Below are 15367 nucleotides of genomic sequence, written 5' to 3'. Positions count from 1 at the left end.
AAGCATTTTTTCTGTAGTTTTATTTACACCATTGTTCTTATTTTTTTATTGATTTTCTAAGAAAGTCTGATGTTATAGTATTACCTTTTTTTAACATTTCTGATGGAGTACCTTCAAATACTACCTGACCACCATTTTTACCACCATCAGGTCCAATATCTATCACCCAATCTGCTTGCTTTAAAACATCTAAATTATGTTCAATGATAATAATTGTATTACCTCTGTCTACTATTCTTTCAAAAATCAACATAAGCTTGTCAATGTCAGACATATGAAGACCAGTAGTTGGTTCATCTAGAATATATATAGTACCTTTTTTATTAAGATTTTTTGCTAGTTTAATTCTTTGACATTCTCCGCCAGATAGTGTACTAAGTGGCTGACCTAAAGTCATATAAGATAATCCAACATCTTTCATAGTTTGTAATATTTTACAAAGTTTCTTTTCCGTAAAGAATTCAAGTGATTCATCTACTGTCATGGAAAGAACTTCAACTATATTTTTACCCTTATACAATTTTGACAGGACTTCTTCATTATATCGAGTACCTCTACAAGCTTCACATATATTAACAACAGGGTCCATAAATACCAGTTCTGTAACAAGTACTCCTTTTCCATTACAAATAGGACAAGCCCCTTTAGAATTAAAGCTGAATAAACTTTCACCAACATTATTTTCTTTAGCAAAAAGTTTTCTTATTTCATCAAAAAAACCAAGAAATGTAGCTGGCATAGAGCGATTTGTAGTCGTGATAGGGTTTTGGTCAATTTTAATAACATCTTTTTCATATTTTTTTGCAAAAATACTAGAAATCAAAGTACTTTTTCCAGAACCAGCAACTCCAGTAACAACTGTCATGATTCCAACCGGTATATCTATATCAACATTTTTTAGATTATACAAACAAGCTCCTCTAATGGGAAGAAAGTTTTTTGGTTTACGAGTATTAGATTTTAGAGATAATGACAAATTCATAGCTTTTGAAGTAAGTGTATTTGCTAGAAGTAATTCATTATAGGTACCTTGAAATATAATATTTCCCCCATGTTTACCAGCATTTGGACCAATATCTATAATCTCATCTGCTATAGATATGACGTCTTTATCATGTTCTACCACCAGAACTGTATTTCCTCTGTCTCTAAGTCTTTTTAATAATTGATTCATACGATGTACATCTCTTGGGTGCATTCCAGTGCTGGGTTCATCAAAAATATAGGTTAGACCTGTGAGGCTACTTCCCATATAGCGTACAAGTTTTAATCTCTGAGCTTCTCCTCCAGATAGAGAAGTTGATTCTCTATTTAGATGTAAATAAGGAAGTCCAATATCAATCATTCTTTTCAAGCCATCAGTAAGAGTATCTACAACAGTTTCAACTCTATCATCATTTATTTGAGAGAGTAAATTGTAAAGTTCAGTAAATTCCATATTACTCATATCTGCTATAGAATACCCTAAAATAGTGCAGTTAAGAGCATCTTTATTTAATCTTTTTCCATGACATTCAGGACATTCCTCATCAGTTATAAGTCTTTCCGACTTTTCTTTGGTGTGTTTGCTCATATTGCTAATATCTCGATTTAGATATGTTTGATTGTATTTATTAAAAATACCTTCAACTTTTGAATTTTCAGGTTTGCTTTTTCCATCTTTTGAGCCATATAGCAATAAATTATATTCCTCCATAGAATAATCCTTCAGAGGTTTATCTAAATCAAATAGTCCAGATTCAGTATACTGTTTCCAATACCATGAATTAGGTTTAAATAGAGAGTCATTTACACAACCTGAATTCCATGAATTTTCAGGATTTAGAATAGACTCAATATTAATCGCTTTGACTCTACCAATTCCAGAACAGTTTTTACACATACCATTTGGGTCATTAAACGAAAAATATGATGTTGTTCCTATATATGGTTTGCCAATTCTAGAAAATAATAATCTTAGTGAAGAATACAAATCGCTTATAGTTCCTACTGTAGAACGTGCATTGCCACCAAGAGGAGACTGGTCCACGATTACAGAAGCAGTTAAATTATCAATCAGTTCTACATGAGGTTTTTTGTATTTTGGAAGTCGACCTCTAATAAATGCTGAATATGTTTCATTCATTTGTCTTTGTGATTCTGCCGCAATTGTGTCAAATACAATACTTGATTTTCCAGAGCCAGAAACTCCAGTAAAGACAATGATTTTGTTTTTTGGAAGTTTAAGTGAGATGTTTTTTAAATTATTATGTGTAAGTCCCTTTATTATGATATCTGACATAAATACTAAGCCCTTTCTTTATATATTTTAGTAGCATAATTATATTATGTAGTTATATTATAATAAGATTAAAATTTATTTTCATGATATATTCTGCTATATTACAGATATTATTTTTAAATTTACTTACAGTGTAAACAGTATTAATTAGTATGCTACATATAAAAACAAAACTCCTATTATAAAACTTATTTAGAATTTAGTAAAAATAAGCTAGTTTAAAAGATTTAAATAACTTGACTTTTAAAACTTACTATTGTAATATTTTAAATATTACAATAGTAAGTTTTAAGTGTATACTCAGACATAATTTTACTACTTGAAAGGAGAGAACAATGTTACTGATAGTTATAATAGCTGTTTTTATAATAGCTTTAATCAACATAATTATATTAGGTAAAGAAAATATAAAAGGAATAATTATTCCTGTAGCTTTATTTCTTGTAAGTGACTTCTTATTTCTTTGTGGAAATATTATATTGAGAGGAGGAGTGATTTTACTATTCATAGGATTATTTGCAATACCATTAATGTTGATTGCTTTCATATGGATTTGTGTACATATTATTAAACTACATCTTAGAAAAGATTTAAATAAAAGAAAAGTAATCGGATGTATAGTTTGTACTTTTATAAGTATATCTACTATATTTCTTCCTGGACCAAGTGAAAGTTTTAGATTCCAACTTTACAAAAAGGATTATATAGAGGTTGTACAAGCAGTTTTAAAAGCATGTGATGAGAAAAAGTTAAATTCTGAATATAATCTAAATATTAAACTTGGCAAAAAGGAGTTAGAAAATATTTTTTCAGAAGAAGTAGTAAATAAAATAAATAAGTTAAATAGAAATGTAGATGTAACTAAGATAGTTGGTAATAAAAAATCAGTTTGTTTTTTCTTTGGAGCTGAATTACAATCTGTTGATGGGATTGTATTCTTTAAAGATTTAAAAAGAAATAAGCCAGAGTTAGATTTTATAAATAAACACATTCAAGCTCCACGTTTAGAGTATATGACAGATGATGTCTATTATTTTAAAGGAGGATTATAAATATACATATATAGGGAAGGAGTAAGATATGAAAAGAAAGACAAGTTTTATTTTAATAATTATTCTATTAATCATTGCATTTATAGCAAAACATTCAATGGAAAGTAATCAAAAGAGTAAAGAACAAAATATTAAGAGTAACAATACAAATTTTAAATCAAATGAATTGGATAGTAAAGATAGTACACAACAGAAAAAAGATAAAGTTAATGTAGTTGATTATAGTAATTGTTTTAAAGATGTTAGTGGAGGGGCTGTTTTTTATAGTAGTAAAAATAAAGAATATAATATATACAATAAAGAGTTAATTGAAACAAGGGCTTCACCTTGTTCTACTTTTAAAATAATTTCAACATTAATTGGTTTAGAAAAAGGAATAGTAAATTCAAAAGAATCAGTTATGGGGTATAATGGCACAATTTATGAGATTGAAGATTGGAATAGAAATCTTAATTTAGAAGAAGCATTTAAAGTATCTTGTGTTTGGTATCATAGAAAACTGATGAATCAAGTTGGTGCTAAATTTGTTCAAAATACACTAGATAATCTAAAATATGGGAATTGTGACATTAGTGAGTGGGAAGGAAATTTAAAAAATGGAAGTAAAGATTTAAATGGGTTCTGGTTAGAATCTTCATTAAAAATCTCTCCCAAAGAGCAAACACAAGTATTAACTAAAATTTTTGAGGGTGATACAAGTTTTAAAAAAGAGAATATTAATCTCTTGAAGGAGATTATGAAAATAGATACAAATGATAAGAAAATAAATGTATATGGTAAAACTGGAACAGGATTTGATGAAAAGAAGCAATGTGTTGATGCATGGTTTGTTGGGATGGTAGAAAATGAAGATGATACATATTACTTTGCTATTAAATCAGATGATTCTAATAAAAAAATTGGAGGACCAAAAGTAAAAGAGATTGCAATTGATATAATTAATAACTATTACAGTACTATATAATAGACATAACTTTATACTAAAATATTAGGTAGATTTAAGTAACTATGCAATGAATTGATAAATATATTGCATAGTTTTTATTTTATTTATATTATTTTAAGTATATGTAAAAGGATATGAGCAAAATTTTAATAAAAAATAATCTTATATTGGTTAAAATTTATAAGGTGTTTATGTAAAGTATCATATTTAATTGAAAAAAGTATTTTGAGAGAGAGTCAACATTTAGTTTGAAGTGTCACTATAATGTCATTTTGGATTGCTAAACTTTAACTATAAAGGAGATGATTATATATGGAAATACTAAAATGTGAAAATTTAACAAAGACATATGGCTCAAATCAAACTATGGTGACGGCTCTTAATAATTTGAATTTATCAGTTCAAAAAGGTGATTTTGTATCCATAGTAGGAGCCTCTGGTTCTGGAAAATCTACATTACTCCATATGCTTGGAGGAGTAGATAGACCTACATCTGGAAAAATTTATATTGAAGATACTGAGATAGCAAGCTTAAAAGAAGAAGCATTGGCAATTTTTCGACGCAGAAAAGTAGGGCTTATATATCAATTTTATAATCTTATACCTACTCTTGATGTTAGAAAAAATATATTATTACCAATGTTACTTGATAAGAGGAAAGTGGATGAAGATAGGTTTTCGGAAATTGTATCTACCTTGGGATTAACTGATAGGCTAAAACATCTTCCAGGTCAACTTTCAGGTGGGCAACAGCAAAGAGTAGCTATAGCTAGAAGTTTAATATATAGACCAGCTATTTTATTAGCAGATGAACCAACAGGTAATCTTGATAGAAAAAATTCTGAAGAAATTGTAGATTTACTAAACTTATCAAATAAACGATTTAATCAAACAATACTTCTTATTACTCATGATGAAAAAATAGCATTAGAAGCAAATCGCATTATAACTATGGAAGATGGTATGATAGTTTCTGAAAAGGTGGTGAAGAAATGAATATTCTTCAAGAATACACCTTAGATTTTGTACGTCGTAATAAGCGTAGTAGTATAGCTATAATGTTGGCTATATTACTTACTACAACTATGATGTCTTCTTTATGTGGATTATTATATACAATGTGGAGTGATTTTATAAGACTTTCAGTTGAGAAAGAAGGTAATTGGCATGGAGAATTATTTGATGAAACTCATGGAAGTGACTTATCATTAATTGAAAATTTCTCTTCAGTTGATGATGTGATGATTAAAGGACAATGGTATGTAGGTAAAATTAATGATGATAAAAGGGATTACATAATTTATAGAAATGCCACATCAGAATATTGGAATTCTATGCCAGAAAAAGACACTATACTAGAGGGGCGTCGACCAAATAATGCTAATGAAATTGCACTCTCAAAACAATATTTTGAAAGTAATCCAAATGTAAAAGTTGGTGATAAGATTACTATCCCAATAGGAGATAGGGTTTTAAATGGAAATTATATTGTACCTACAGCACCAACAGCAAAAGGTGAAAGTTTTAGAAAGATTTCAGAAACTGTGTTGACAATAGTAGGGAAAATAGATGTTACTACTTCATCAGTTGTACCTGCATATACAGCTCTTGGTTATCTTGATAGAGCAAGTATAAAGCCTAGTGATAATATTACTGTATATTTGCGATTTAAAAATATTAGAGATACATATAAAGAGCTTCCAAAGCTTGCTAAATCATTAGGATGGAAAATGAATGAATATGGAAAATACAATCTTAAGTATAATAGTAATTATCTTTTAAAGATGTTAGTCTTTTCTCCAGAACAGAAAGCATCTATGAACAGTATAGAAAAATTTTCAACACCTCTTATGTATTTAACAATAGCAATCTTTACAGTGGCTGTATTTGTAATGGTGATTTATAATGCTTTTGCATTATCAGCAAATGCTAGACTTACTCAATTGGGCATACTAGCTAGCATTGGAGCATCTCCAAAGCAGATTAAAAAGTCTGTAGTTTTTGAAGGTTTTTTATTGACAATTATCCCTTTACCTATAGGCTTATTTTTAGGGTGGGCATTGTGTAATGGCCTTGTAAGTTATATTAATTCAGTAAATATTAATATTGATAATCAACAGGTAATCTTTACTTATGGTATTCCTGCTTTCTTACCAGCTGTTTTACTTACAATAATAACAGTATGGGTTTCCGCACTGATACCAGCACGTAGAGTATCAAAACTAGCACCTATAGAAGCAATCAGACAAGGTGATAGTGTTAAAATTAAAAGTTCTAATAAATACTCATTAACAAGGTTATTTGGTATAGAAGGAGAACTTGCAGTAAATGCGCTTCGTGCCCGTAAAAAATCTTATCGTACTGCAACAATATCTTTAACACTTTCTTTTTTATTATTGACAAGCTTTCTAAATATAATTGCATGTCAAAAAGGTGCAGAGAGTGTTTATGGTAGTGATATTTATGCGAGTCAAAGGGATATATCATTGTATTTGGAAAATAGTGAACCTACAGAAAAACAGTTTTTAGAGCAATTAAACAATACACAAGGTGTAGAGAGTTCATTATATTATCTAAAAATGTCTGCAGCAACTTGGTTAACTGAAAAAGATGCTTCAAAAGAGCTTGCAAAGAGTGGAGGATTTAAAAATATAGTCTCAGCTAAAAAATATTCTCCTATAGAACGTGATGGTAAGTTTCGTATCACTTCAACTATGATTGGACTTGATGATGAGAGTTTTGCAAAATATTGCAAACAACTTTCTATAGACCCCAAACCATATTATGATACAAAAAATCCAATTTCAATTGTATATAATCGTGAGGAAGATGTTGAGCGTAGTACACGTAGGGATAAAGTATATATAGATTATTTAAATCTTTCTGTAGGAGATAACATTACATTGAATGAAAAAGTATATGATGAAGATGAGGGAAATTATACTTTTAACATGAAAGTAGGAACTATTACAGATACACTTCCACAAATAGCAGAAAGGCTTGGTAGATACACACTAATTCAAGTAGTACCAATGTCTACAGTACAAGATGTGTCTAAAAATTACCATGAAAATCGTAGATTAAAATCAAATAGGATAACAGGGCTATTTAAAATAGATAATCATGATAATATTTCTAAAGTAAGAAAAGAGTTTGAATCTATTTGCAACCAATATTATGGGTCAGGTGATTATAGGATTAATGATGTTGTAGAAAATGAAGAGTTAAGTGATAGTGGACAAATAACTATGAATTTAATAGTAGGATTTATTACAGCATTGTTAGCTGCAATTGGTTTATCAAATGTATGGGCGACTGTTTCAGGGAATCTTAGAAGTAGGCGACAAGAATTTGCTATGTTACGTTCTGCAGGATTGTCTCCAAATGGCATGAAAAAGATGATTATCTTAGAAGGATTATTTTTTGGTCTTACACCATTATTACTCAGTATTCCTGTGCAAATAGCTATATTGTATGCTTTCATCCATATAAATGAAATAAGTTTTATGGAGTACTTATTATTTGCACCAATATCCATAGTGACGAGTTTTACCATATTGATACTTATTGTAGTAATAGCATCGTATATTATGGGATGTAAACAATTAAATAATGAAAACATAGTAGAATCTATAAAAAATGAGACAATATAAACAAGATTTATTTGAATATTTTTTAAAAGCAACTTTAAATAATATTGTGTGTAAGTTATAAATAATGTATAAATGATAAATAAGATATAATGTAACTGGATTATAGGTGTTTTCCTATAATCCAGTTTTTTATGTATAAAACTTAATTATGAATCTTGCACCGCCATGATGACAATTTTCTGCATGTATAGTACCATTTTGATTTTCGATAATAGACTTTGATAGAGCAAGACCTATACCAATGCTGTATTTGCTAGCATTTTTACCACGATAAAATCGATTAAAAATATATGGCAGGTCTTCTTGAGCAAAACCTTTACCATTATCTTCTATAATAATTTCAATGTATAGAGGGTTTTTACTATAATAAGCAACAATCTGTCCACCATCTTCTACATGTTCACTACAGTTTTTAAGAATATTTAAAAGAGCTTCCAAAGTCCAGTTAATATCAATGTTAAATTCTACAAACGAAGAGTCTTCAATAAGAAATGTCTGGTTTTTTTCTTTTAAAATTTCTTCTATAGGTTCAACTGCATGAGTAAGAAGAGAATGGACATCTATAAGCTTACTTTCAAATATTAAAGTACTTGCATCTAACTTTGACAAAGTAAGTAAGGATGACACCAATCTTTCTAATCTTAATATTTGATTTGTAAGTCTGTTGAGGTAATCTATTTCTTCATCTGGACAACTTTCTGTAAGTAACTGTGCCATGAGCGACATAGAAGTAATTGGAGTTTTAAGTTGATGTGCGATATCTGCAAGATTATCTGAAAGAGTTTGTCTTTCTTTTAAAGCAAATTCTTTTGAGCAACGAAGTTCTCCCACAGTTTTGTATATCTCGTCTTCAAGATGTGAAAACTCATCTTCACAACGTAAAAGTACAGATTCTTTTCCTAAATTTACTTCTTCTAAATAGCTCGTAAGCATATTTATTCTATTCATATTTTTTCTTTTTTCTCTATACTGAATTATAAACATAACTATAGCCATTGTTGACACTATAATAAAGGACACTATCATGAAATAAAAAAAGTTTTTATACCAAAATGTATTTTTAGTATAACCATGTTTTAATAAAATCTCATTTCCCACATTAAAGTCATGAGAATCTGAATTTTTTAGTGATTCTAAAATATGTTCTGTAGATTTAGGATTAAGTTGATAGGATGTACCAATGGTTTTAGCTATCATATTATATTCTTCAGAAGAAGTTACAGTTGTTAGAATTATACTTAACAAAATAGTAATAACTAAACAGAATACTATAAAAATAACAGTATTATTGATATATTTTTTTATTTTCACTAGCTGTCCTCCATTCTGTATCCTATACCTCTCAAGGTTTTTATACAGGATGGATTTTTTAGTTTTTCTCTAAGTCGCTTTATTGTAACAGTAAGAGTATTATCATTTACAAAGTTGCCATCTATATCCCAGAGCATTTCTAATAGTTTTGCACGAGTAAGTGCTTTATTTTTATTCTCCATTAGACTTAGGAGTAGTTTGTATTCTCCTGCTGTCAAAGAGATTTCAATATTGTCCAAATATACTTTGACTTCATCTTTATTCAATCTTATATTTTCACATGTAAGAGTGCTAGTAGTGTTAGAATGAGTACGTCTAAGTACAGCATTAATTCTAGATTGAAGTACTGAAAGTAAGAATGGCTTAACCACATAGTCGTCTGCACCCATATCCAAACCTTGTACAATATCTTTTTCATCATCGCGCACTGTCAAAAATATCACTGGAATATCTCTTATATTTTTAACATATTTACAAAATTCATATCCAATCCCATCAGGTAAATTTAAATCAAGTAGAATTAAATTGATATCTTTGTCAAATTTTTTCTTAGCTTCAGTGATTGTACTATAACAACAAACTACATGGTTTTTCTTTTCTAGGGAAGCTTTTATCCCAAATGCAATTGTATCATCATCTTCTAAAAGAAGTATTTTTGCCATTTATTTTCAGTCCTTTCATTTAAAAGAAATTATAGTGTAAAAATATGGTTATCAGCATAAATAACTAACTGCTTGTGTGATATTGAATATTCAGTTACCAAACTGGAATTTGTTTTAATCTTTACTATTGCTCTTTTCTATAATAGTTCCAAGACCAGCTCCTACTATCATTCCAAATACTAATCCATAACACATAGATATTCCAGTTTTTCCTTGAGAGATACCAATCGCAAAACCGATAGCAATACCAATACCTGCACCTATAAACATAAATAAAGTAACATAACTATTTCTTTTATCTTTTTCTTCCATACACAGCCCTCCAACGTAAATTTCTATTTATACAGATATTATACAGATACACAAAATCATACACAATGGAAATCCTTGTTCTACAACAAAGTTATCATTTTATCCTCTAGATTATCCTGCACAGAAAATAAAATTCCTGTCAAAAAACTTATAAATTAAAACTACGCTTTAAGTGAATCTATCAAAAGACCAAGAGTGGTTTCAATAAATTTTTTTTCTTCTATATTAAAATTGTTGAGATACGATTTTCCTGTTATAGATAATAAATTAAAAAATCCTGTAAGTGTAAATATTGATGAATACATAAGAGTGGGTATCTCAATATCTGACCTAATACTTCCATCAACTTTTCCTATTTCAAATAGTTCTTGTATTTCTTCAAACATAAATTTATTGAAAGAAAAAAACTTTTCTTTAAAAGGTATCTCTAAGTCTGAGTTTTTAGATTGTACAAGTCCAATCATTCCCATTAAAGCTAATAAAGAAGGCTCTTTACAGTAGAATTTATGAAATGCAGAATATGAAAATTTTAATCTTTCAAATCCAGTTTTACCTCTTGAACTTTCTATTTTAACACTATCCCAAAGTCTTTTATACCCTCTTAGTACAACAGCAAAAAACAAATCTTCCTTGCATGAGAAATATTTATATATAGTACGTTTTGTATATTCTGTTTCCTTTGCTAGTTCATTCATAGAGGTGTTATCAAATCCATTAAGACAAAATAATTTTTCTGCTTTGACAACAATTTCATTTTCTCTTTGGATTTTTTCTTTATCTCTTTTTGATAATTCTGGCATATAAAACACTCCTTTTTACTGATTCCATTGATAAAATAGTATACTAGTGGTATACTTATATAACAACGGTATACTATTGCGAATAAAATTAATGTAAAGCACTATAATTTATTATAACTTTACTAATTAATTATATAGGTAAAATATAAAAAAGGGGGATTTATTTATGCAAATAAAAGAAAATATCTTGTTGTTAGATAGTACTCGTGGTGCAAATTGTTTTATTGTGTTTGATGAAGAGATTACATTGATAGATACAGGACTTCCTTTTATGGGGAATGGTATAATTAAAGAATTAAAAACACTTGGGATTCAACTAACTGATATTAAGCATATTTTACTGACTCATCATGATGTTGACCATATGTCTAATATTAAGTTATTGAAAGAATATACAGGAGCAAAAGTGTGGGCTCATATGGAAGATATCCCATTTATTATAGGAGAGAAGGATAGACCTGGATTCAAAAAATTTATTGGAAAGACAATTGCAAAAAGAATTATTAAAGATATAGAGCCTTATAGAGACAATATGCAAGTTGGAAATATAAAAATTATTCATACACCAGGACATACACCAGGACATGTTTGTATGCTTTTTGAAGATGTTTTGTTTGCAGGAGACTTAGTTAAGAATAAGAACGGAAATATAATTCCATATCCTAATCTGTGGAACTGGGACTCTGAAAAAATGATGAAATCTGTAAATGAGTTAGAAAATTTAAAATACAACTGGATATGTATGTCTCATGGAAGCCCTTGTACTAAAGAATAAAAATAATAACTTATGATACATTATTTAAAATAATAACTATTGACTATATACAACGTTGGTGATAGTATAATATCCAAGATAGAGTATAAGGTGGTGAATTTTTCTGATACGTACTTTAATTTTATATTATTTAAATATTAAGCCAACACATGGATATGAAATTCAAAAATTTTTACAAGTTTCTGGTGCAGATAGATGGACCAAAATACAATCTGGTTCAATCTACTATGCTTTGACAAAGTTAGAAAAAGATGGATTAGTTAGAGTTTTGAGAGAAGAAAAAAATGGTGCTAGAATTCGTAAGATTTATGAGATTACACAAAGTGGTAAAGTGGAGCTAAGAGAAGAATTACAAAAAGAACTGCAAATGCCTATAGTTCCAATAGGTTCAAATAAGTTTTTGTTGTATAATATTTTAGATGTATTACCAAGAGATACTATACAAACCAATCTTGAAAAGCATATAAAGCATCTGATAGAGCAGAAAAAGTATTGGGAAAACTGGAAAGAAATTAAAAAGATTGATAAAAAAAGCCTTCCAACAGAAAAAATTGCCTTTGATATGACAATTGATAATTTGAATTATCAAATACTATGGCATGAGGAAATACTAAATAATATTGATAAGTACATATCTGTTGGTTATGAAACACAGAACGTCATTAAATCTATAGATTTTTCAAATATAGAAGAAGACTTTTTATTTGCAAATGAGGCAACAAGTGAACTATTAGAGGTTCAAAAACTCAGAGATGAAATAATTAATAATCCAGACAAAGCTATAGAAAATATAGATAAAATAATACTAAAATTACAAAATAAAAAATAAGTTTATTCATAATAACACGGGTCAAAGACTCGTGTTTTAAAAAAACAATATATACAACATTGGATATATAATATTGGTTAAAATATTAGGAGGTTTTATAAATGGAAAATGTACTATTAGAGATTGAAAAGTTATCTAAAAGATATAAAAATAAGGAAGTTGTATCAAGGGAGAGTTTTAAAATACTAGAAGGGGACATTTTAGGTTTTATTGGGCCAAATGGAGCAGGAAAAAGCACCTCTATTAATATGTTTACTACAATTGTATCTCCAGATAGTGGAGATATATATTATAAAGGTAAAAGTATCAAAAATCAGCAAAATGTTTTTAAAAGTGCTATTGGTGTTGTGCCACAAGAGCTGGCAATATATGAAGATTTAAGTGCATATGATAATGTTAAATTCTTTTGTTCATTGTATGGTTTTAGAGGAAACGAACTCAAATCTCGAACTAAAGAAGCCTTAGAGTTTGTTGGACTTTGGGGTAGACACAAAGAACTTCCATCAAAATTTTCTGGAGGAATGAAACGCAGATTAAATATAGCTTGTGCAATCGCACATAGTCCTAAAATTCTCATTATGGATGAGCCAACAGTTGGAATTGACCCTCAATCGAGAAATAAAATTATGGAAGCAATTAAAACGATTAATAAGAATGGTACAACAATTATTTACACTAGTCACTATATGGAGGAAATAGAAGCTTTATGTAATAGGATTGTTTTAATTGACAAAGGAGTAATTTTAGAAGACTTAGATAAGAGCGTATATAAAGATAAGTATTTAAAACTTGGTTTCAAGACCTTGGAGGATATTTTTTTATATCTTACAGGTACAAATTTGAGAGATTTGGAGGAATAATATATGAGATATTTTTTACCATTGTTTAGATTAGGAATAAAGAGAAGAAGTAAAGATTTTTTTATTTTATTTTATAATATTGTTTTTCCATTAATAACCATAATGTTATTAGGATATTTAACATCAAAATCTTATGGAACAGAATTTACATCATATAACTATTATACTATTGTCACAATACCATTTTGTGTACTTATGGGAATTATTAGTGTTTCATATGCGTCACAAGATGAGAAAATTTCTAGTACATCATATCGTTATATGATTTCTCCTATTTCTATAACAGCACTAGTACTTTCAAAACTTTTTTCTTGTACAATTATACTTTCACTGTGCAATGTAATAACTTTAATGATAATAAAAAGTGTTTTTCAGATAAGTTTTGGTGGAAATTTTTTAGTTATTATTTTTCTTTTAGTGTGTGAATCAACTGTAGTATCAGCTATAGGTTTATTTTTAGGTCTTGCATGCAAAAACTTAGATATACTACGTAATATCATTAATATACCAATAGTGATTTTTGGTTTCTTAGGAGGAGTATTTTTTCCAGTTAGTTCATTAAACCCAATTGTTTCATTAGTAATTAATATATCACCATTGACTTGGGTCAATAGGAGTATAGTTACTTGTATTTATGATAATAATTTTCAACCTATTTTTTATATATCATCTATATTTGTAATGATAAGTATTTTAATTACAGTACTTACAGTTAAATTTTTTAAAAAGGAGGCATTTATATAGTGAACTTAATAGGTATTTTTAATAATAATTTTAAAAGAAATATAAATAAAAAATCAGGATTTTTAGTAACACTCTTATTTCCAATAATTATAGTAATACTTGGAGTAATGGCAAACTACATAAGTAAACCATCTTTTAATATTGGTATTTTAAGTGAGTATAAAAATGAGCAAGTTTTAAATGAATCTGAAAAGAATATTTATACAGATATGGTTAAGGCATTAAAAAGTACTCAAGGAATTGATGTTGAAACTGCAGATTTTAAAACAGTTAAAACTGATATTATAACTGGAAAATATTCTGCTGTTATATATTTTAATAAGGGTAATTTCGAACTTTATTCTATAAAAGATAAAAGTACAAATAATATATTAGAGTATTTAATAGAATCATATAAAGAAGATTCAACACCTATAAATATAAGTAAACTACAAGAAAATACATTAGGGGTTTTGCAAAGAATAATTGCTTTTATTGTATTATTTTTAATGATAACATCTACTATTACAGCATCAATGATTATTAAAGATAAGAATTCGGGTACATTTACAAGAATATTATATTCACCACAAAATATAAGAGGATATGTGTTAGGGAATATGCTATATAACTTTGCAATCACATATTTTCAATATCTAGTTTCTATAACTATTATTAAATTATTTAATATTGATATTAGTATCAGTTATATAAATTTACTTTTAATGGGTGTATGGATATCGGCTTTGGCAACTTCTTTTGGAACATTTGTATCTTCCTTGTTTAATAAAGAGATGTATGCAAATTTATTTGCTACTGGTATATCTCTTATATTATCACTTGCTGGTGGTTCATTTATTCCAATTGATAAAATGCCTACTATGTTGCAAAATATGAGTATCATAAGTCCTATACGATGCTTTATAAGTATTTCCACTTACATGGAAGATGGGAAAGGATGGTTTTCTAATATGAACTATATTTATATTTTAACAGCAATAATAGTAGCTTTAATTTTGTTAACTGTGGGATGCACTAAAAGAGTAAAATATTTAAATAAAATTGAGAACTAAATAAAATTAAAGAAAAAATAAATAGTTATAATTAAAATAAGTAAACAATCACATTATCCTATCAGTGCAATGTGATTGTTTATCCTAGAT

General features: G+C 28.2%; 14 protein-coding genes. 9 read left to right on the top strand and 5 right to left on the bottom strand.

Annotated features, from left to right (window positions below):
- Nucleotides 1–37: 37 nt before the first annotated feature.
- Nucleotides 38–2281, bottom strand: a complete 2244-nt coding sequence (locus tag JJC01_18020) for an excinuclease ABC subunit UvrA (protein ID UDN58033.1) — start codon at nt 2279–2281, stop codon at nt 38–40.
- A 335-nt stretch (nt 2282–2616) separates the two neighbouring features.
- On the opposite strand from JJC01_18020, the gene JJC01_18015 reads away from it, so the two are divergent.
- The 4 genes from JJC01_18015 (at nt 2617) to JJC01_18000 (ending at nt 7932) form a co-directional block, all read left to right on the top strand.
- The gene (locus JJC01_18015; GenBank protein ID UDN58032.1) at nt 2617–3333 is read left to right on the top strand and encodes a hypothetical protein; all 717 of its coding nucleotides are present in this window, start codon (nt 2617–2619) and stop codon (nt 3331–3333) included.
- Between the two features lie 28 nt (nt 3334–3361).
- Complete coding sequence (locus JJC01_18010; protein UDN58031.1) at nt 3362–4297, top strand: class D beta-lactamase; 936 nt, start codon at nt 3362–3364, stop codon at nt 4295–4297.
- Nucleotides 4298–4591: 294 nt separating this feature from the next.
- Nucleotides 4592–5275: an ABC transporter ATP-binding protein gene (locus JJC01_18005; GenBank protein ID UDN58030.1), complete on the top strand. Its 684-nt coding sequence runs from the start codon at nt 4592–4594 to the stop codon at nt 5273–5275.
- Nucleotides 5272–7932: an ABC transporter permease gene (locus JJC01_18000; GenBank protein ID UDN58029.1), complete on the top strand. Its 2661-nt coding sequence runs from the start codon at nt 5272–5274 to the stop codon at nt 7930–7932. The genes JJC01_18005 and JJC01_18000 overlap by 4 nt, the downstream gene beginning before the upstream one ends.
- 129 nt (nt 7933–8061) lie before the next feature.
- Here the strand turns inward: JJC01_18000 and JJC01_17995 are convergent, their stop codons facing one another.
- From JJC01_17995 to JJC01_17980, 4 genes are all read right to left on the bottom strand, one after another.
- Nucleotides 8062–9243 carry a HAMP domain-containing histidine kinase gene (locus JJC01_17995; protein UDN58028.1) on the bottom strand — a complete coding sequence of 394 codons (1182 nt, stop codon included), beginning with the start codon at nt 9241–9243 and terminating at the stop codon, nt 8062–8064.
- Nucleotides 9243–9905, bottom strand: a complete 663-nt coding sequence (locus JJC01_17990) for a response regulator transcription factor (GenBank protein ID UDN58027.1) — start codon at nt 9903–9905, stop codon at nt 9243–9245. Before JJC01_17990 ends, JJC01_17995 begins: the two co-directional genes overlap by 1 nt.
- 114 nt (nt 9906–10019) lie before the next feature.
- A complete protein-coding gene (locus JJC01_17985) occupies nt 10020–10217 on the bottom strand; it encodes a hypothetical protein (protein UDN58026.1) in 198 nt (65 codons plus the stop codon).
- Nucleotides 10218–10378: 161 nt separating this feature from the next.
- Nucleotides 10379–11017 carry a TetR/AcrR family transcriptional regulator gene (locus JJC01_17980; protein ID UDN58025.1) on the bottom strand — a complete coding sequence of 213 codons (639 nt, stop codon included), beginning with the start codon at nt 11015–11017 and terminating at the stop codon, nt 10379–10381.
- A 166-nt stretch (nt 11018–11183) separates the two neighbouring features.
- On the opposite strand from JJC01_17980, the gene JJC01_17975 reads away from it, so the two are divergent.
- The 5 genes from JJC01_17975 to JJC01_17955 all read left to right on the top strand — a co-directional run bounded on the left by JJC01_17975 (nt 11184) and on the right by JJC01_17955 (nt 15277).
- Nucleotides 11184–11792 (top strand): MBL fold metallo-hydrolase, encoded by a 609-nt coding sequence (locus tag JJC01_17975; GenBank protein UDN58024.1) that lies wholly within the window; start codon nt 11184–11186, stop codon nt 11790–11792.
- 103 nt (nt 11793–11895) lie between these two features.
- On the top strand, nt 11896–12621 hold the full coding sequence (locus JJC01_17970) for a helix-turn-helix transcriptional regulator (GenBank protein UDN60214.1): 726 nt from the start codon (nt 11896–11898) through the stop codon (nt 12619–12621).
- Between the two features lie 101 nt (nt 12622–12722).
- Nucleotides 12723–13481, top strand: a complete 759-nt coding sequence (locus JJC01_17965; GenBank protein UDN58023.1) for an ABC transporter ATP-binding protein — start codon at nt 12723–12725, stop codon at nt 13479–13481.
- A gap of 3 nt (nt 13482–13484) precedes the next feature.
- Nucleotides 13485–14225 (top strand): ABC transporter permease, encoded by a 741-nt coding sequence (locus tag JJC01_17960; GenBank protein ID UDN58022.1) that lies wholly within the window; start codon nt 13485–13487, stop codon nt 14223–14225.
- Nucleotides 14225–15277, top strand: a complete 1053-nt coding sequence (locus JJC01_17955) for an ABC transporter permease (protein UDN58021.1) — start codon at nt 14225–14227, stop codon at nt 15275–15277. The genes JJC01_17960 and JJC01_17955 overlap by 1 nt, the downstream gene beginning before the upstream one ends.
- Nucleotides 15278–15367: the final 90 nt, after the last annotated feature.

The organism is Clostridioides sp. ES-S-0010-02, from assembly GCA_020641055.1.
GTDB lineage: Bacteria > Bacillota > Clostridia > Peptostreptococcales > Peptostreptococcaceae > Clostridioides.
Note: the sequence above shows the minus strand (reverse complement) of the source record. Positions and strands in the feature narration are given on the sequence as shown.